Genomic DNA, 20,021 nt, shown 5'->3' with positions numbered 1-20,021 from the left:
ATTTCCCGGTGATCGCACCGATTTCGCCATCAACTTCAATAGTCGCGAAATGGCCCCCGCGGCTCGGCGGATTCCATCTCGCTCACCCAGTTTGCATAACGTTGCTTCAGCATCGCTAAAACCTGGGGATGAGACTGGGACAGGTCGTTTATTTCACCGGGATCGACGGCCAGGTCGAACAAGCCTCCGCTGTTTCCCATTTTGACCCATTTCCAATTGCCAACGCGGGCTGCGATCAGATCTCGTCGTTTCCAAAACATCTCCTCACGTGGTGACGCGGCTTCGCCACGGAGCGTCGGCCACCAGTCGAAACCATCAATGACCACTCCTTCGGGCAGCTGGGCGCCAGTCGCCGCTGCGAGGCTCGGCAGCAATTCCAAGCTGGACAAAAAGGCGTCGTTGACTTCACCAGCTTTCACGCCTCCGGCTGGCCATCGCACGAGACAAGGAACACGAATGCCTCCTTCCCATGTTTGCCCCTTGTGTCCACGCAGTGGTGAATTGTCGGCTCCACCGCTGCCGCCATTGTCTGAAAAGAAGATGACGATGGTGTTGTCGAGAACTCCTTTGTGTTGCAATGCGTCAAGCATCTTTCCAATGGCGTTGTCCATACACGTGACCGCGGCGCGGTAGTCTCGACGCCGCGCTTCAGGCGTCGCCACGGTCGCCGGGGCTCCGTAGCGATACTTTGGCGTGACCCTTGTTTCGGGATCGACCGGCGGGTACATCTTCTTGTACTTCTCTGGCGCCTGGACCGACGAACGAATCTCGGGCTCAAGTGCTGAAGAATTGTGCGGCGCGTTGAAAGGAACGTACAGAAAAAACGGATCCGCAGTGGCATGTTCGTCAATAAACCGCAACGCCTCACGCTGGAACAAATAGGTACAGTAGGTCCCCTTGTCCGCAGTCGTGGGCGACAGATTGCGGACCATACTTGCAACGCCGTATCGTTCGTGCGTGTAGTAGTCGATGCCGGTATTGGTGAACCCATAAAATTCGTCAAAGCCCCGTGATGTGGGTAGGTATCGCTTCAACGTTCCGAGATCCCATTTGCCAAAAATGCCGCTTTTGTAGCTCGCCGATTTCAATACCGCCGGGATCAAAACTTCACGCTCATCCATCCCGCCAACCCGCTCGAAGCTGACCGCATACTCTTCGTTCGTATAGCGGTGACCGTAGTCGGGGGCTTCGTTGCGAATCATGTCATAGACACCGTTTCGCTGTGGATAGCGTCCAGTCAATAGACTTGCTCGTGACGGGGTGCAAGCGGGCCACGCCACATAAAAGTTGGTCAACCGTGTGCCTTCGCGTGCCAATCGATCCAGCGCCGGCGTCAAAATCCCGTTGCCCAGTATTCCGAGATCGTTGTACCCCTGGTCGTCCGAGACGATCAGCAAAATATTGGGACGTTCGGCGGATTGCAGCGGAGTGGCCGCAGCGATCACAAGCAGGGGCAGCCACAATGTCACGTATCGGTACAAGAGTCTTTTCCAAAGTGGGGCTGAAGTATCTAAAGAGAATTTGATGACGTCGAGCATACGGTCGCCCCCCAGCAGGATCAAGTTGCAGAAGGCCTGTGCCACAGCGTGGAATGTGATTTGACAACGCCAATGGAAGCACGGCCCCCGGGCTGCTGCACCGCTGCGCACACCGAGTATCATAATTCGCAAGCTGTAGTGAAGTTCCGTGCTGCATGCCGGCTACGATGCAATTCCGCTAAGATAGACGTCCGCTGACACACACATCCGTCACCGCACACGTTGAATAACGCCCCGCCTTTCGACAAAGTGGGCTTGCCGATCCCTGAACTTGAGACCGCGACCGTCCTATGTATCCACGAGCGATTGTACTTTGTTTGTTTCTTGTTACTGCGAGCGTTGTTCCTGCAGATCAATGCCTTGCCGAGATTCGCAACGTGGTGTTCATTCTCAGTGATGACCATCGCTACGATTTTATGGGGTTCATGGACGAGGCTCCTGATTTTTTGGAGACTCCGAATCTCGATCGGATGGCAGCCGGCGGCGTGCATGTTCGCAACGCCTTCGTGACCACATCACTTTGCTCGCCCAGTCGCGCGTCGATTTTGACTGGCCGTTACATGCACGCTCATCGCGTCGTCGACAACCAGCGGCCGGTGCCACCGGGAACGCGGTTCTTTCCCGAACATCTGCAACGTGCGGGAGTGAAAACCGCATTTGTGGGCAAATGGCATATGGGACACGACAGCGACGAGCGGCGGCCTGGTTTCGATCATTGGGTCAGTTTCAAAGGCCAGGGCGAATACTTTGATCCCGAATTGAACATCAACGGCGAGCGGCGTCAGTTCGAAGGTTACAACGCCGACATCTTGACGGATCAGGCGATCCGATGGATCGATACGCAATCAAGCGACGAGCCATCGAAACCGTTCTTTTTGTACTTGTCTTACAAGGCGGTGCATTATCCGTTCAAACCGGCTCCGCGACATCAGGGCCGATACGCGGAAAGCAAAATTGAATACCCGGAAACGATGGCCAACAGCGAAGAGAATTATCAGACGCAGTCACGCTGGATTCGCGATCGCCGTTACAGCATTCACGGCATCGATCACATGGAAACCGGAGCGTTTGATAACGATCCGGTTCCCTCGTTTGACGCACTGTATCGTGACTATTGCGAGACCGTGCACAGTTTGGATGAAAACATTGGCCGAGTGCTCGAACAACTGAAAGCCGCCGGGCAGCTCGAATCGACGCTCGTGTTGTACATGGGCGACAACGGATTCGCATTAGGCGAACATGGGTTTTACGACAAACGCGACGCGTTTGAAGAATCGATTCGCGTACCGATGATTGCGTACGCGCCGACCAATCTACCTGCTGGAGAGTCGGTTGATGAAATGATTCAAAACATCGACGTCGCGTCGACGGTTCTCGATGCGATGGAGGTGGAATTGCCCGCGGACGCCAAAGTAGACGGCAAGTCATTTTTGCCATTGTTGCGAGGCGACAGCATCGCATGGCGAGACCACATTTTGTACGAATACCACTGGGAATGGAATTTCCCAGCGACCCCCACGCTGTTTGCGATTCGGGATGAACGGTTCAAGTACATCTACTACCACGGCGTTTGGGACCAAGACGGATTCTACGATCTGCAGACCGATCCCCACGAGCGGCACAACTTGATAAACGTGCCTGGCTATCGCGAGCAGATCGAGCGAATGAGTCGTCAAATGTTCGACGAATTGTCAGCGATGGGAGGATTAAACATCCCCGTCCGACGCCCGCAAGGCGAACGGTTAGGATCCCGCAAGCTCCCCCGCTAACCCCGCTCCGCAGCGGAACTCGACAAGAGTTTCTCGCCCCCTCCCGTAGTGGATCTTGCTAAAGATCCCGCCGCGCTGGTTTCTTAATCTTAATCCTAGTCTTAAATCTAATCTCGCCCGAGCCACCAGCTCGCCATCGCCAACAAAAGCGCCGACTGCGCGATCTAGGCGCGCGGTCTTTTGCACAGGAACAAACAGAGGAAACAGAGCCACAAGTCGCGCATCCCCTGCCGCACCTCTCCCGAGCGCAGCACGGGAGAGGTCGGACGGGCCGTCGAGGCCTCGTCCGGGTGAGGGCCTGCCTCCAGCTCATTCGCACCTCGCATCAATTCCGCGTCCAATCCGCCTTGCCCCCAACTCCCCGTAGTGGATCTTGCTAAAGATCCCTCCTCAAGACGACCGTCACGCCCTCTCAGCCGACTCCATTCAAACAAAGCAGTCGCCCCACTGCATACTCAAGCATGGTGTGCGCGGACAATTAGAACAGGAACAACCAGATGAAACAGAGCCGCAAGCCGCGCATTCTCTGTCGCACCTCTCCCGAGCGCAGCATGGGAGAGGTCGGACGGGCCGTCGAGGCCTCGTCCGGGTGAGGGCCTGCCTCGGTCTCACTCGCACCTCGCCTCAGTTCAATGTCCAGTCCGCCTAACCCCAACACCCCGTAGTGGATCTTGCTAAAGATCCCGCCCCAAGACGACCGTCACGCCCTCTCAGCCGACCCCATTCAACCAAAGCAGCTGCTCCCACTGCAGACTCAACCATGGATTGCTCGGGCTATTTGAACAGGAGCAAACAGAGGAAACAGAGTCGCAAGTCACGTATTCTCTGCCGCCACTTCTCCCGAGCGCAGCACGGGAGAGGTCGGACGGGCCGTGGAGGCCTCGTCCGGGTGAGGGCCTGCCTCCAGCTCATTCGCCCCTCGCATCAATTCCGCGTCCAATCCGCCTCACCCCAACACCCCGTAGTGGATCTTGCTAAAGATCCCTCCCCAAAACAACCGTCAACCACACTCCGCCGACCCCATTCAACCAAAGCAGCTGCTCCCACTGCAGACTCAACCATGGATTGCGCGGACTATATGGACAGGAGCAAACAGAGAAACAGAGCCCCGCCTCACCACTTCTCCGTTCGCGACGTTTTCCGTAGTGGATCTTGCTAAAGATCCCGCCCCAAAACGACCGTCAACCACACTCAGCCAAGCTGATTCAATCGCCGCAACCTCTTCACGATGCTCGAAACCCTCCGCAGACCTGAACGTAGATTGCGCGGTCTTGGTTGAACAGGAGCAAACAGAGGCAACAGAGCCGCATATCACCTCTTTCTCTGTTACCTCCCTTTCCTCCTGTTCAATCATTTTCGGAGGCGTCCTTATCCGCCCAGCCACGCTCATTGATTTTACAATTTACAATTGTCAATTTAACTTTTTCAATTCTCCCAGCTCCTCACTCCTCACTCTGCGTCGGCCCTGCAGCAAAGGTCATCGCCCACTCCCACAGCCACTGAAAGCAGGATGCATTTCAGAGTGCTCAGTCGCTTTTACCGCCGTCCTGCATCGCCGCAGCACCACCTTTGCCGACTCTTTATATGCATGCATGACAGGTCAATGCCTCTGATTGAAAGTTCGTTTACAATTTCGCTTGACCCACGAATCGAGTCCCCTCATACTCAGCGGTCGCCAACCGGCGAAAACACTCCCTCGCACCGGCGACCACATTTCAATTGTCACCGAGGGAGCCGAAGGTCCAAACGGCGATAACAGCCCCAGCCCCACTTATCGCCACCACAACTAGCGATAATTACTTCGTTACATGCACATCGTTTGAGCTCGAATTGATTTGGTTACAGCTGCTGATTTGTTCGCCGTCCGTGTCGACCATAGCGTCTCACCTTGCCGCGTTGGTACTCCGACACTACCGCAAGGTGACGCTGTTGTGCAGCGTTCGGGCGTTGCCATCGAGAATGCCGAACAGTACCTCGACTCGCCAATCAATGTCGTCCTTGTAGGCTCCGGTCGTTGGCTCAACTTTGTGGCAAACATGTCTCCACCTTCACTTACGGTTTCTGAGGACTTCTACCAATCGAATGCCTCAGCGTTGGACAAGGCTTTTGCCCCGTTTCCGATTCGCATTCCCCGAACACTTGGTTCGTCTAAGCTCTATCGATTTCTGGTTCCGCTGCATCGTTATCAGATCGTTGATTTCGACTCCGCGGAATTAGACTATTTCGACGACATTCGAGAACCCAAATATGCAAGACGTGTCCTGCGTTGGGTCGTTAATCCATGTCAAGTTCCGGACTTGCAAGTTTTTTCTGACCGGATGGGGCTAACGGTCGTAACGGAGGATTTCGCTTCAAGGCTCAAGCACGCATCTGGGATTAAATTGATACGCTTAAAACAACTTCACGAACCGTTGCTCGGGACTTAAACTACCTTGGTATGCCAAGGCACGTAACCAAGCGATCGACACGGAGCCGCGGATTAGGTTTTCCGAAGTGGATGATCGTACGCCGCGGCCCGGTCACCGCAACCGTTGGCAGGACTTGGTGACATAAAACGCGTCGTCATCTTTTTCGCATGTGTTGTGATCGTGTTGGCTTCGGTCGCGTTGATATTTCTCGCAACAATTGATCTCAACGATTTTCAGAATCCACTACTGAACGCATCACGCGACGGCAGCACCGTCGAGATTGAACGACTCATCGACAATGGTTCTGACCCGAACACCTCGGACGCATTCAATAACACTCCGCTGTCGATTGCCGCGCATTTCGGACAGACCGACGCTGTGGAACTGCTGCTTAGCAATAGCGCACACATCGACGGCATCACGGGAAATATGACACCACTGCAATGCGCGATCTACAGCGGCCATCTTGATACCGCAACGTTCCTGCTGACTAAGAACGCAGACCCCAATCTAACGGATGGTAATGAGATGTCTTCGCTTTCGATTGCAGCACAAAAAGGTGATGTCAAAATGGTCGAGTTGTTGTTAAAGGCGGGTGCAAACATCGAACATGTTGACGACAAAGGATGGCGACCATTACACATTGTTCTTCGCTCCATAGCGATTCTCTGATGCGGATCGCCTCGCAACCGTTTCCATGCTGCTAAAATATGGTGCTGATCCAAATGCTACCAACCCGGGCGGGTTTGAACGCGACAGCGAGCGTGATAGTCACATTGGCTATCGACGCACCAATACAAACGTTGGCAACACCCCGGTATCGATCGCAAAGAGTAATGGATTCACCGAGATCGTTGCCGAGCTGATTGCGAATGGTGGCGCTTAACAACATGCGAACCATTCCGTGCACGTTGCGGACTGGAAATGGCTTGAAGACTAACGGGAGACAGGGAGACAGGGAGACAGGGAGACAGGGAGACACGGAGTGAGGAGTGAGGAGTGAGGAGTGAGGAGTGAGGAGTGAGGAGTGAGGAGTGAGGAGTGAGGAGTGAGCGTGGCACAGACGGAATCGTTGCTCTGGCACTCCTGGGAAAAAGCGGATGGCAGACAGAAAGATTGGTGTGTCAGAAAGATTTTTTGAGACGCAGTAGTGCCTGCCCTGTTTTTCGATCTTCATCTTTTTGTCACCCATTTTTTTGCCTGTTTTTGGACATCAGGGGAGGTCGATTTAAGTGGGCTTCGGGGGGGCGTCAATTGGTGTACACGGGTCAGCAATGCATCGATTGCCGCTGGTTCCGCGGTTGGCTCGAACCGTTGTTTGCGGCGCGATTGTCCCTTGGCAGTTTTGTCATGCCGCACTCGTTCGCGGTGATTCGCGGGCAAGTGTTTGCGAGCGGTATTCGCTACGAATCAGATGGATTTCCACGGGGCAAGTGCTGGTGGCGCGGACTTGATCGCGATTGCAGCGTGCGAAGTGACGCCAGGTGAGAGGTGTCGGCTGGGCGCCGGATGCGCCGGCGGCGCCAGTCCGGTTCAGAGAGGGTTCGGTAATCAATAGGACAAGGATCAAATAGTGTCACACCGCAAGGAGGAATCGGTGGCAAACCGTGAACACAAAGCGTATCCTCACATCCGAGAGACACCATTCTACTCGCCGGGAGCACGGCTTGTGGGGGGCTTCGCAGTGGATAGTCAACTCAACGTGCCCCGTGATGGCTGCCGTTAAGCCACCATGAGGAATCCCATTGGCATACACGAATGCGATTCACACTAAGAGCACTCCTGATCTCAGGTGGTTGTGTCGCCGTTGTCATTAGCATGCTGACGATGTATGGCGTTCACGGAATTTTGTTTGCCGCAATCAACTGCAGTGTCGCAGTCGGGTGTTTAACGCTGTTCTCACGCCGACGAGCATTGTCTGCGGTGTGCGGTTTGCTTTACGTCGCACTTTGGTGTTCTACAGTCGTAGGGTCAGCGTCCGTTCGCAACGACGCCATTTCAAGACTTCAAAAATCTCTTTTGCCTACAGCCGTACCTGAACGCAATGTCGCACAATTTGATATTGACCCTGTTGCATTAAACACACAAGAGCAGGTGCAGTGGCCGTGGTTCCATGTCGGCGCCGCATCGGTGCCATGCCCGTTCGTCATTGTGCTTGACCACGCGACAATGACCGAAACATTCGGCTACAGTGGGCGTGCGCACTTGCTTTGGATCTTCGGTTACACTTGGAACTTTGCGGAGCGTCCGAATTGGATCCGATGCTAGAAAGGGCGTAACCAAGTGATGGTGGCGGAGCGACGGTGGTCGCCGCTTTTGTCTGCTTGCAAGTCAACTTCCGCCGTCCACACATCGCCAACGTTAGCCGATCAGGATCCAGTGACCGAAATAAACCCCTATCACCCGCCTCAGGCTACCGATGCCGTCGAGTCATTAGAGGCCATCGCGATACGAAGGATTCGACCCTCGACGACTGGGCTGATCCTTATGCTTTCGGTTCAATCTTTTGGCTATGCGGTAGCGGGGGTGGTGGCTTTAGCGATGCTGGTTCTCGGGGAGACGGTTGACGCGACGCTTTTGGGGGTTAGTTTCGCCGTCGTGCATTTTTTCGTTATGATATTCATGATTCGATCGATGCTAAATGTCCGTCGTCTTCGAGGGCTTCGCAACGGGCGACTCGCTGCGGGACTTGCTTGCATCCCATTCGTTTCACCGGCAATTTGGATTGGCATTCCTCTCGGTGTATGGCTAGCCTTGGTTCTATTCAAACAGGACGTAGCAGCAGCGTTTGAGTCTCGAGCGTAAACGACGAGGGACCAGCGGATGCACCCGGGTAGTCGAGTTGGGCGTTGTAGCAATGGAAAATCAGCCGCGTTGACCAAATGATCCGTACGGTTCCTCAACTGACGACGATGGCTTGATGGCAAACGTCAACTCGCTATCGAAAATGTCCCGCGGTCGATCGATTGGCAGGATGATTCGTTGGCAAAATGGTTGGCGCGAGCTGTTTGATCATTTTGCCTCCCATCATGTTGCCAACAGATTTCTTCTTTGTTTTGCGGTAATCAACGGATTTGCCGGCGGTCGTTGCGCTCGCTATGATTGGATTACCGTCAACCGTCGTGGTTAGCGACATCCCACGACAGCAAACCGGGGAACCATGCGATGGTGACAAAGCGGCGGCATCATTTTTCCAAAGTGGTTGAGTCACCGTTCGCCGCCTGCATATCGCTCCCATTTCTGCGGCGATGGTGCGCAGCCTCTCGGGGGTGCAATCGCCGTCCAGGACTCGAACGTTTTCTCCAGTTCGCGTCATTAGCGACATCGTATCGGGCGAACATCACTTTGGTCAGAACTTCTTGTTAGTTCAATCCTTCGCATCGGACTGATACGTGGTTGGTTTTAACCACCGATTTACCCAGATGGCCCAGATGGACACAGATGTCAATGATCGAGATTCGTATCTGTGTGCATCTGCGCGTATCGGTGGTTGTCAATAACGTCCGAAATGTTACGACGCAAAATCGCTGCGTTTCGGATTCATCGGTGTCATTTGTTGCTCGAGCCCGCTTCGGTCGCTATCCTGAGGTTCGTTGATCCACGTCCGACTGGCGATTCGTCCGCCACACAAGCCTATCGCAAGGACCGACGCGGTGCACCCGATCGGTGGCGACGTATTTTCGTGAACAGAAATCTTGGGTCGCTGCCAGGTGACCATCAACGTCCTGCCACTGATGGATCCTCAACTTGACCCGCAATGACTGGTTCATCTCAGCGAGTATTGGGACGATTGTGATGGGGATTGTTTACGCGGCGCTATGGAGTTTTCCCAGGACGGGACCTGATCTCGTGCACGGAATGGTTGCTATCTGCGGCTGCTACGTCATTTCGATGTTTACGTTTGTCATTCGAGCGTATTGCAGACTTCCGCGTGAATGCTCACTTGCCGCAAAGCCGATTCGCAAAGGAGTGTGGGCGTCACTACTTGGCGGGTCGGCATACGGTGCCTGTGTCGCGGTTGGCGTAACGCTTGCGTATTGCTATGTGATGCGTCCAACTTGGGATTACACGGTGGTTAAGTTCTGTTTGATTGCCCAGGTAACAACGATTGCGGTATGCGGCGCCGTGATGATTCCGGTTGGCTTTCTCGCAGGCTTGATCTACTCGCTGTACAAATGGAAGCATACAGAACAATGCGATGCGCGCGAGGCACGCGAGTCCTCGAGTTGATCTTGGGCAGTGATTGCTCAAATGCTAAAACGCTCGGACCGCGTGATCGTTCGCCGATTGACTTAGCGAAGCCCACTACCGGGATCCCGTGCGATGACTCCCCGCAAACCAACAAATTCATCTGACGAAGGTATGACAAATACTTCCCCGGTGGGCAAAACGTACTCCTTTGAAGCAACGCTGGAAAACTGGGCCGAGGGGATGGACTACTGTGCCGCACCTGTCCCGACAGAAATCACAAAGGCCTTGGGCACGAAAGCCGCCGTCTTGGTCATGGCGCGTGTGAACGACTCACAACCATTCAAGGTCAGTCTATTTCCGGTCGGCGGCGGAAAACACTACATCCGCATCAAGGCCAGCGTTCGTCGTGAAACGAAGACAAAGACTGGCGATCGAATCCAACTACGGATCAAAGTCTTAGATCGTGATGATGTAGAAATCCCCGACGATCTGATGATGGCGATGCACGCCGACGGGGTGGAAGAAGCGTTCATGTCACTGTCACCGGGAAAACGAAACTACATTGTCCGCCGGATTGAAGACGCGGTCAAACCCGAAACCCGGGATAAAAGAATCCAAGAGGCTTTGGCCGCTGCGAAAAAACAACGATAGTGCAATCGGCGATTAAAGTCAGGACTAAACGCCCGGCAGTACCAGATGACATTGTATTGCACCGACGTCGCCGATTCCGGGCGTTTTCAATGGGACAATCACTTGTCGCGGCCTGTGATCGTTAAGGTGATCGCAGTTTGCGGCGTGGCTCTCGTTGATTTGCGATTCATTCGATCGCTGCCGTACCAAGTGAAGCTCGCGGTTGTGATCGTGCAACATCTTGTCATCGCACTCGGATACACTAGCCTCACTGGTCGATCCCAACGGTTTCCTGCTCGGCGGGGCACCCACGGGGCGGAACGCCGACTGCAACCATGCTCGATCAATGCTTGCTGCCATCTTCGATAATCATGCGATGGTGACGGAGCGGCGGCAACCTTTTTGCAAAGTGGCTCAATCATCCTTTGCCGCCCACACACCGCCCCTGTTCCACCATATAACAAGATGATCACGGTGATTCATCACGATCGCTTCCCCTTCCCATTGAAACGCATTGGAATGCCTTCGTTGAACATATGCTTACCGTCCATCGCTGGTACAAGCATCTATCATTGTTTGGTGGCGAGTTTGTGGTGTTTCTATCACCTCATCTGGGCGTCGGGTATCCGAACGAGTATCCGCGACTGCCAAACGGCAACACGCTCGATGGCTACCGATTTGCCTTTGGAACCCTTGACTACATTTACCGGCGTCATGCATCTGAACCCTTCGTCAACGATCTACCATCGGTCCTCGGAATTGAGGACGAGTTGATGAAGGCAACTCGATTCACTGTTTATCCAATCATATCCCCTAGAATATTCGGGTCGGTTCATTCCGACGTCGTAGAGAGTATTCGACAAGGAGCTTCGCATCCCCATGCATCTGCTGTCATTGACGCGAATGATTCACGCAAACTCGCAGAGCAACATTGGCACAATTTGTTTCCAAGCCATCGTGAACTTGAGAGAATGAGGGTTCGTTCCTGCCTTGAACGTATTAGGCAATGGATGACCGGACCCTAACGCACGACGTGGCAGAAGCATGGGGTGCAACTAACGCTGCGAGTGAACGATTTTGAAGTGGGAGGTCGTTTACGCGACCTTGCTGTATCCTACCGTTCTGCAAAAAGAGTCCTATGCGATTAATCCTTACCATGATGATCGGTTTCACTTTGCTCATTGGCTGTTCCATCGAGAACACCAAACCTGCCAACAAAAGTGCAGCCGAAGCATCGCACCCAGACCGCAACGTGGAAGAACCCGCAGGTATGCCTCACATGTTCACATATCCTTCGCCGGACACTTGGGAGTACGCAAATGATCGACAACGGAAACGGGCTTTACGGTCATTCGAAGAACTCAAGAAACGCAATGCCCCGGTATACTCCGGACCGCTTTTTGGCGATGACGACGATGAAGTGACGCTTCAAAACCCAGAGGATGTAGCACGACGAACTCTCGTACTATGGGCGGTTGAGCTGCGGGGTGAAGGGATTCCGCAAAAGGAGGCAATTGAATTGATTGAAGGACTCAATCTCTGGGGTAGCGTCAGTCCGGAAGAAAAACGATTTCTACAGAATGACGATCCGGACCCCGCCGAAAGCCAAGAGCTTGTGTGGCGTCTGGAAAGCATTTGGGTGCTTTTATGGGCACTTGGTCACGTTGAAGAACTAAACTGGCCGAGCGGAATGTGTGATGTCCCCCAGTTGGTCGAGATTCTTAAACCGCATGAATCGAATCCTGCTTTCATCGCGGATGCCAAGCTGCGAAGCAAGGCTGAGATACTTGATGCCCAGGACTTGATTATGCGGATTCATTGGACGATTCGGGACGCACACCTAAATCACGGCGGAATAATCCCCGAAGATCTTGATTGGTCGCAGGATTACAACGCGGTCTCCGTCACCATGAGCGCGGCGGTTGGTGTCGTTCAGCAAAGGCACTACACGCTGAACTGGTTGGTCAATTTTTTGAAACCGAAAGATTGGGATCACGTCGATACTCCGACTTAGCCCAAACGTTGCTGAACAAAGCGGTGAAGAGGAGCCGCCGATGACGCGGGTTTGGGATCATGATCTATTGGCGGCGGCCATGTGATCCCAAACACTATTCGACAAGGCATTCCCGGCCCATTGCAACGACAATCGGAAACTCAAACCACGCCGAAGATCGCTGGACGATTGTCGCGGTACAATGAAACGCTCGGCACACGCATCTAGTCCTCACCCTAATCTGTCGCGGTAACTCTCCGGCAAATTGCAATGGCAGTTCAGTACACAAACCCTACCGAACCAGATCAGGTTGGTTACCCGCGTGGACATCGAAACCAAGTCGTCTTGAAGTTGGGTATACTCCTCTTTCTGTTTAGTGGGCTGGCTATTGGTATCGCAATGGTTGCGATGTGCTATGCTCCCATTTTCGGGCGATTCTGGGAGTTTTGGAAATAGAATCCAGCAATAGGAATACGGCGGATAACCAAAGTGAGGAGTGAGGAGTGAGCGGTAGTTGGTCAGAAAGATTGTTGCGACAGAAAGATTGAAAGCGGCGAATCAATCGGTTGTCTACAAATATTGCGATTGTCGCCTGCTTCCCGAACGTGAATCCGGGACGACCACAGCAGCAAACGTGCGAGGCGTTGGTAGCTGCACGCCATGCAACCCGAGGTTGGGCAGGAAGATGGAAGGGGCAGGAAAATGGGAGAGGCAGAATGCGATGTTGTCTATTCCGGGATCGTCGTCTTGCGACTGAGAAGAAGCAAAAGGTTAAAAGATGACCGGTTAAAAAATGAAGACAACGTGAGTGTTTAGGTCCAACTACGAAACGCCATGACAGTCTCGTTTTTCTGTCGCACCAATATTTCTGTCTACCTATCGTCCGAGCAATCGCCGAACCGAATACGCAGAGAGTCCGGAACACTCATTCCGCGACAGTCGTCCTCGTCGTTCACGACCTTCGTTGTATTTAGAATACCGCAAGTGAGGACAGAAAGACTGTTGCGACAAAAAGATTGAGAGGACGGTGTGTTGAGCACCTTCATCATTCTCCCTAAATGTTTTTGTCCTCCATTTTTTTTGCCTGGGGGTTGGTCATCAGGGGACGTTGCGGCTTATTGCACGCGTGGTCGTTAAGTCGCGTCGTCAATTGGACAGTGCGATGATCATTCGCGGTGATTAGCGGGGTAACTGGTGTTTGCGGAGATCTCCTGCCATCGCGTTGTCGCTCCACGGACTCACCTCCGTCGCTATTGCATTTCGTCGCGATGCGACTGAAGACCGACTGGGGCGGTTAGCGTGAGTGATTGGAAAATAGATTGCCCGTTTTCTTGCCTCTGCATTTTTCTGCCGCGTCAATCTTTCTGTCGTTATTTGCGATGTGATCAAACACGCAATCGCAGGGGGCAAGCCAAGACGCGTGTATTGCGAAAAAACGGCGTGCGCCGCGAGCCAGAATTGCTGTTAATTTCGTTCGGTGCTTACTCGGACGATCGATCGACAGAAAGATTATTTCGACAGAAAAATTGGATGGACGGAGTCTATCGTGGTTTCGTCTTCATTTTCCTGTCAACCATTTTCCTGTTTTTCAATGACCCATTCGAGGACGTTGCGACTTAATGAGATCGTGGTTGTCAATTCGATTCATCCGATTGACAGTTCGGCAATTTCCACTGCAGCTATTGTGCGTTGCCCATAAGCGTTCATTCGAGTGCCAACGAGGGTTGATTTTGCGGAATGACGGCGTGTGCGCCGCGAGCCAGACATTTCGTGATTTTCAATCGGTCCTGGCTCGGACGATCGATAGACAGAAAAATGGGTGCGTTAGAAAGATTGAAACATCGGAGTGTTGAGTGTCATCATTCTTCTGTCTTCATCTTTTTGCCAAGCATCTTTTTGCCCGTGTTTGTCCACTTGTGGATGGGGCGTTTTAACTCGCTCCTGCTCGTCAATTCGCGTTGCCGGCTGGACAGCGCGGCGATCGCTGTCGCCGCTTCCGTGGCTTTCGCGCGTTACACATTGGCGTCCATTGGCGTGATTCGCGGGCAAACGTTGGCAAAGAGGATTTGCTGCGAGTCTGAGGGATTCCAGCACTGCTCCCGTGCTCTTGGTGCTATTTCGATTGCGATTGAAGAATGCGAGCAATTGGCAATTGAGAGAAGTCGGCTGGAATTCAGATGCAATACTGCGGCATACCTGGTTCGGGGAGGATTTGAGGATCAGTGAAGCAGGGATGAAAACTTGTGACATCACAATAGGGAAATCTGTGGCAATCCGTGAACGCGAAGCGTATCCTGGCATCCGAGAGACACCGTTGTAGTCGCCCAAGCCTGAGATGCAGGTTTGCGCGGATGGAGAATCAACCTTCCCAGCCCGGTGACGGGCACTGTTAACCGACTGAGCAAGGGGCAGCATTGACCATCAATCCCGATCCATATCGCCCACCGTTGGACCAAGCACCGCGTCAAGGCGTCGGCCCAATCGCGACAGTGCTTGACGTTGCTGGCTTGACCTTCGGCGGTTTCTGGTGTGTGGTTACCACGCTGTTCGTTACATACATGGTCTCCATTCCGATCATGTACCCCAGGGTTCTCCAATCCGTCGGTTTCATACTCACACTGACCTTGGCTCAATTTCGTATACTCTGGATTCTTCGGCGCCATCGCAGCATTGCTTGGATTCCCTTTGGTTGTCTTTAGCAATCGTCAACGTAGGCGGCTCGCTGCTTCTCTTGACGAAGAGTGATGGCTGCGGATGGCCAGAAAGTTGCATTGGAGCGGCGGTGACAACTCGCCTCGAAGTGACTATTCAACTCCCGCCGCCCAGTGAATTCCATCGTTCGTCGACTGAAGGCATCTGCGTATGACGCAATTCGCTACGACTGCTGACATCCGGTCTACCGACGACTCATCCCTACGGTCGTACGTTCGACTCTACACGCTTGCATTCGCCAGCATGATTGCGATCGACTTATTGCTGCGTGCGTTATCGGTCGGACTTACCGAGCCTGTGAGCCCTGCAGCAATGGCGGCCTTCATTTGCACTATCCCAAAGAATAAGCCGCGATTCCGTTCTTTGCGGCGTTTCGGAATTACGGTTGTGCTAGCTGGACTTCTTGCATTTGCCACCGCTGTCCTTTACAAGTCCTTTGGCGTGGAGGAGGCGGGGAAAATTGCGTGGGTCTCTGCCAGTCTGTTCTACACGATCACTTTCGGCTGCATCGAAAGTTTGTCGTTTTGGTGGACTTGCGTTGTGACGCCGGGGCGGAGCACTGCGAACAATAAGGCGGATAACAAATAAGGCTTTGAAGTCAAGTTGGGCGGAGGTTGAGCCTGTGTCTTGTTAAAAGGTTAGCATGCTGAGAACCAGCGTGACTTGTCAGATTAGTCGAAGCTCAAGGCCTCTGTTCAAGAAGCCCGGTAAAACCCTAATGCTTTGTGATATTGAGCTTTTGACTTTTGGCCACTCGGAGCCCGCTTGATCCATTGTTTATTCGTTGTTTGCCGTGTCACTCCTCAATCGATTTCTCCCCAGGTGTAGACTTGCTGCGGAGCCACGAACGATCGCGTGCACGCGTGGCTGCCGACATCGCTTTTTTTTTGAATGCGAAAACCACTCCGGCGGCCCGGAGATCGTGGCCGCTCGCCGACTGAAATTACACTCGCTTGACATTGATGATTTCGACGGTCATCTCATCGACGTCAATGGTGAAAAAACGCGTAGAGGATCGCGGTCTATATAATACAAACCTTCGCTCAAATGCCTGCCGGCCCCCGCGGGATCGGATCGCATCGCCGCTTGCATGTGCCTCGACGCATTGACGACCTCCGCTTCAACCTTCGCGATCAGTTCGTCAACGGAACACTTGGGTTCCGTGCTACTAATGCGGGATTTTGCGTGATTGAACATCAAAATCTCGTGACGAATTGATTGATGGGGCGGCGTCCATTGAGACCGAGGGGCGAAATGGTCCACCAGTTTGCGATTTCAATGAACCGATCATTCTGCACCGGCGCGGAAGTTTGAACAGACTTCGCCAACCATCCATAGCGAACCTAGGGGAGAATCCCATGGTATGATGTTCTGGATCACACCTAACAAGAAGTTATGAGAGTGGGGGCACGGCAGCGCGACTTGCGGCGTTCTTCGCAAGTCGATGGTCAATTCAGCGTGCCCCGTGATGTCCGCCGTTCGCTACTGAAGGCCTGCATTTACGATGATTGATGTCTCGATCGCATCTGATGATTCCGTCACGTCCATCGAGGTCGCGTTGGGTAGTGCAGCGGAGGAGCGGGAGATTGCGGTTGTTCAGTTTGCAGTGATGTGCGTCGGACTTGTCATGGTACTTCCCGACATCCATTTAGCTCGATTCCCTCACGATGGGTTTGCATCGGCTGAGCTTGTGTTCCGCTTCGCCTTTGCCGGGCTATGGATTGCGATTGGCATATTTGCATCGTCACGCATCTTCTTTCCCCCAATCCCGATTTCTTTGCATTTCACGCCGCACCAGATCAGATACGATTCTGGTCGCCCAGGATTACAGTACCTTTGCAACACGTACGGCGAACGCCTTCATCCCGTATGGTCGCGCCTAATCCAAAAAAGAATTCGTTGGCAATTGCATCGCGATGATTTAGACGCTTCTGGTTTTCACTTCACGCAAAGCGATGGAGTGCTGCATTTGCAAACACGCTCAGGGCCACTCGGTTTCGGGTCGTGCATGCCGAAACAAATTCATGTGAGCCTTTACGAAGCAATTCAAGCCTGGGTGAAGGCAGAGCCCGTCAATGCACCCAAGCAGGTGAGCCGGGCGTTTGCAAACAGGCAATCTTTCGTGCGTGCCGAGTGATTGGTTATGTTATCCGATATGTACATAGGCCTAGGCGAAGCTTATCTCGAAGTGTTTTTCGACATTGCCATGCTGGCTCTGCTGGCATCGGTGGTTACTGTCACAATGATTCGCGTTCTCAAACGAGTGCGTCTCGGTTGGCTGGTAGTATCGGCCTTTGCCCTTTGGCTAACCCTAACGTATGCGGGCGTAAAACTCTTTCATCACGAAAACTTCGTAAGGCTACATCAATCGCACAATGATTACGTACCCAATACGGGATGCATAACCTACGAACCAAGCTTTGGGCATCTTTTTGCCTCGTTCTCGATGAGTCGGGACGAGTTTGACGCGTGGGTTGCCAACTTCCCTGTTCCGATGTTTAAGTACGATGACGCACTTCAACATTTTGATGAAGACAGGCTGGGGTTCACCGAGCCGGAAGCCGCATTTGCGACAGAATCAGGATCAAATGGTGGTCAGACCCGCGCATACTTTAAGGACAAGGTGATGTATCTGTCGCGAAACGTCATGTGAATGTTGTATCGCGAATGACCATGGCATTTACACGGGACGGGGCTTGCAGCCGAATTTTAAATGGACAGCTTTACTCTTCCAGGCCTATGTTCCCGGTCGTTCGCCAACTAAATCGATGCAGCGTTCGAAATGCAAACATCGTTTTGGTGTCGATAGGGTATGGCCGTGGTCGACATGATAATGTCATGATACGTCCGTCTATTGGCCGGAAACTTTGAAAGACAGTAAATCGCTAGACAACAATGACAAGAACGCGAAGTCGCCGATCGCGTGTTTTCAAATAAATCGTCAACCGCTGCGACTCGGAAATGCCAAACGTTCCCCATTTGAGCACACCTACGTCCAATGAGATTGAACGAAACGACAAACCCATATCGAACACCCGTTTCGCTGCCCACGAACCGCAGTCGGGTTTCCGAGTTGACTCGACTTTTTCGTCGACTCCCTCTAGTTCGTTATTTCGCGTTTCGTCGCGGTGACGTCGTCATTGTCGATGGCATCGCGTTTTACGTTGATCCAAAGGACTCGTCTCGCATTTTTGCAGCATCCCCGTCTGCAAAAAATACAGACGATCGATTGGAACTCGTGATAGCGGAGAGCATCCGTGCACTACCTTGTTTGTTTTCGCGTCGCCCAGGATTGAAACGGCTAGTTCATGGCCGTATTTTCGTCGTGCGATTGATTGGCTCGTATGCCGAAGCCCGAGGTATCATAATTCGTGAGCATTCCCTCGATTGGGAAACTGTGTCACAACGAATCCAGGACGGCGACAAACCATGGCAAGATGATTAGGTGCCAAAATGATTGACGCCTATTGATTGATCATTTTGCCACCAAAACGACTCGCAGAACCACAACGTTCATCAATTTTTGCCGATTCAAAAACTCGCCCCGAAACAATGTTTTTTGTGCCTAGTCTAGGTCAGCCGGTCTCTTCACTGCGATTCTTGGAGGTGAACATGTCGACACCACAAAAAATTGCACAGGCTTTGCTTCCGACCGCTTGGTTCGATGCGATTCGCGTTTCGTCAGAGCGGTGGATGATCCAATGTCCACATTGTCAAACGGAGCGTTCCGTTTGGAGCGTTGGAGGACTCCGATGGGGCGCCATATCCTACGGAAAACGCGTTGCTGCACATTGCTCGAAGTGCGATAAGGTGGTGGCTGCGAAGCTGCGATACCGGGACGTCGAAAACGTGAGTTCAACCGGCATTGAGTGATTGGATCAAGTGTAGTGCATCTGCTGTGGATGATGTTTTAACCTATCGCACTTCCGCAGAATCGGTAGGTAGTTTCTGCGGAAGTGCTATTAATTCTTTGTCTGATGATGGCCCGTCTGGATGGATGCCGACATTTGGGCTGATTTACGACCAAGCTTTCTGGGAGTCTAAGTCCGGCAAATGCCTCTGCGATTTTCGATACGTACGCTCTTCGCTATCGTTACGGTTGCGGCTTTGATCGCCGTGTGCTTTGTGCATCTGCAGCGCACGGCGGCTAAACGACGACTTGCAAAACGCATCGAATTTCATCGCGATATCGTCAATGCACAGTCAGGAGTGGACGGCCCCTCTCTCCTGCGCGTCGTCTCGGCCGACGACGGCAGACCTGTTCGGAACGTCATCGTTGGTCTGACTCGAATCGGCCCCGACGGCGGCGATGGAGGATTCAAAACGTTCTTGACCGATTCGGACGGGGTTGCACGGCGACACATACCGTTGCAACCTGGGCGATATCAGTGGCATCTCTCTCCCTCTGTTGATTCCCGTTATATTCAAACCTACTGGCGACCCGGAATGCCTTACATTTCTGTGGCGGCTGATGGCACAACTTCGGTACCAACGCTTGTTCTGCAATCCGGAGTCGACGAATGAGCAAGAGTAGTCACCGGAGAGCGGCTCAGTCAGTATTAAAAGTGGACAATCGATCGCCTACCGTCCCTTCGGTACTGTTCAGAAAAAACTTTGTCATCCACGCGGGGCGGAGTGAGGAGTGAGGAGTGCGGAGTGAGGAGTGAGGAGTGAGGAGTGAGGAGTGAGGAGTGAGGAGTGAGGAGTGAGGAGTGAGGAGTGAGGAGTGAGGAGTGAGGAGTGAGGAGTGAGGAGTGAGGAGTGAGGAGTGAGGAGTGAG

Annotated in this window: 11 protein-coding genes and 1 pseudogene; 10 read left to right on the top strand and 2 right to left on the bottom strand. The window is 53.1% G+C overall.

Going from position 1 to position 20,021, the window contains the following annotated elements:
• Positions 1 to 35 precede the first annotated feature (35 nt).
• Positions 36 to 1,481: a sulfatase-like hydrolase/transferase gene (locus ABEA92_RS00060; protein WP_345681621.1), complete on the bottom strand. Its 1,446-nt coding sequence runs from the start codon at positions 1,479 to 1,481 to the stop codon at positions 36 to 38.
• A gap of 374 nt (positions 1,482 to 1,855) precedes the next feature.
• Here ABEA92_RS00060 and ABEA92_RS00055 point away from each other — a divergent pair, with 374 nt between their 5' ends.
• From ABEA92_RS00055 to ABEA92_RS00020, 8 genes and pseudogenes are all read left to right on the top strand, one after another.
• A complete protein-coding gene (locus ABEA92_RS00055) occupies positions 1,856 to 3,307 on the top strand; it encodes a sulfatase family protein (protein WP_345681620.1) in 1,452 nt (483 codons plus the stop codon).
• A 1,931-nt stretch (positions 3,308 to 5,238) separates the two neighbouring features.
• Positions 5,239 to 5,733, top strand: a complete 495-nt coding sequence (locus tag ABEA92_RS00050) for a hypothetical protein (RefSeq protein WP_345681619.1) — start codon at positions 5,239 to 5,241, stop codon at positions 5,731 to 5,733.
• Positions 5,734 to 5,895: 162 nt separating this feature from the next.
• The gene (locus tag ABEA92_RS00045) at positions 5,896 to 6,387 is read left to right on the top strand and encodes an ankyrin repeat domain-containing protein (protein ID WP_345681618.1); all 492 of its coding nucleotides are present in this window, start codon (positions 5,896 to 5,898) and stop codon (positions 6,385 to 6,387) included.
• 7 nt (positions 6,388 to 6,394) lie between these two features.
• Positions 6,395 to 6,601, top strand: a pseudogene (locus tag ABEA92_RS00040) (hypothetical protein); the annotation flags it as partial.
• Positions 6,602 to 8,689: 2,088 nt separating this feature from the next.
• The gene (locus ABEA92_RS00035; protein ID WP_345681616.1) at positions 8,690 to 8,845 is read left to right on the top strand and encodes a hypothetical protein; all 156 of its coding nucleotides are present in this window, start codon (positions 8,690 to 8,692) and stop codon (positions 8,843 to 8,845) included.
• 617 nt (positions 8,846 to 9,462) lie between these two features.
• On the top strand, positions 9,463 to 9,945 hold the full coding sequence (locus ABEA92_RS00030; RefSeq protein ID WP_345681614.1) for a hypothetical protein: 483 nt from the start codon (positions 9,463 to 9,465) through the stop codon (positions 9,943 to 9,945).
• 93 nt (positions 9,946 to 10,038) lie between these two features.
• A complete protein-coding gene (locus tag ABEA92_RS00025; protein WP_345681613.1) occupies positions 10,039 to 10,557 on the top strand; it encodes a YdeI/OmpD-associated family protein in 519 nt (172 codons plus the stop codon).
• Between the two features lie 1,135 nt (positions 10,558 to 11,692).
• Entirely contained in the window at positions 11,693 to 12,550 is an 858-nt protein-coding gene (locus tag ABEA92_RS00020; RefSeq protein WP_345681612.1) for a DUF4272 domain-containing protein, read from the top strand.
• A 1,803-nt stretch (positions 12,551 to 14,353) separates the two neighbouring features.
• Here the strand turns inward: ABEA92_RS00020 and ABEA92_RS00015 are convergent.
• Complete coding sequence (locus ABEA92_RS00015) at positions 14,354 to 14,779, bottom strand: hypothetical protein (RefSeq protein WP_345681611.1); 426 nt, start codon at positions 14,777 to 14,779, stop codon at positions 14,354 to 14,356.
• Between the two features lie 1,966 nt (positions 14,780 to 16,745).
• Between ABEA92_RS00015 and ABEA92_RS00010 the strand changes: the two genes are divergently transcribed.
• On the top strand, positions 16,746 to 17,378 hold the full coding sequence (locus tag ABEA92_RS00010; RefSeq protein WP_345681607.1) for a hypothetical protein: 633 nt from the start codon (positions 16,746 to 16,748) through the stop codon (positions 17,376 to 17,378).
• 6 nt (positions 17,379 to 17,384) lie between these two features.
• The gene (locus ABEA92_RS00005) at positions 17,385 to 17,894 is read left to right on the top strand and encodes a hypothetical protein (protein ID WP_345681605.1); all 510 of its coding nucleotides are present in this window, start codon (positions 17,385 to 17,387) and stop codon (positions 17,892 to 17,894) included.
• The last annotated feature ends 2,127 nt before the right edge of the window (positions 17,895 to 20,021 follow it).

It is taken from the genome of Novipirellula caenicola (assembly GCF_039545035.1).
GTDB classification, from domain to species: Bacteria; Planctomycetota; Planctomycetia; order Pirellulales; family Pirellulaceae; genus Novipirellula; species Novipirellula caenicola.
Note: the sequence above shows the minus strand (reverse complement) of the source record. Positions and strands in the feature narration are given on the sequence as shown.

Bases quoted from the DNA above. Each gene is read 5' to 3' on its own strand.
- ABEA92_RS00035 (WP_345681616.1), top strand. From the start codon at position 8,690: ATGATTCGTTGGCAAAATGGTTGGCGCGAGCTGTTTGATCATTTTGCC.
- ABEA92_RS00025 (WP_345681613.1), top strand. From the start codon at position 10,039: ATGACTCCCCGCAAACCAACAAATTCATCTGACGAAGGTATGACAAAT.
- ABEA92_RS00020 (WP_345681612.1), top strand. From the start codon at position 11,693: ATGATGATCGGTTTCACTTTGCTCATTGGCTGTTCCATCGAGAACACC.
- ABEA92_RS00015 (WP_345681611.1), bottom strand. From the start codon at position 14,779: ATGTCACAAGTTTTCATCCCTGCTTCACTGATCCTCAAATCCTCCCCG.
- ABEA92_RS00010 (WP_345681607.1), top strand. From the start codon at position 16,746: ATGATTGATGTCTCGATCGCATCTGATGATTCCGTCACGTCCATCGAG.
- ABEA92_RS00005 (WP_345681605.1), top strand. From the start codon at position 17,385: ATGTTATCCGATATGTACATAGGCCTAGGCGAAGCTTATCTCGAAGTG.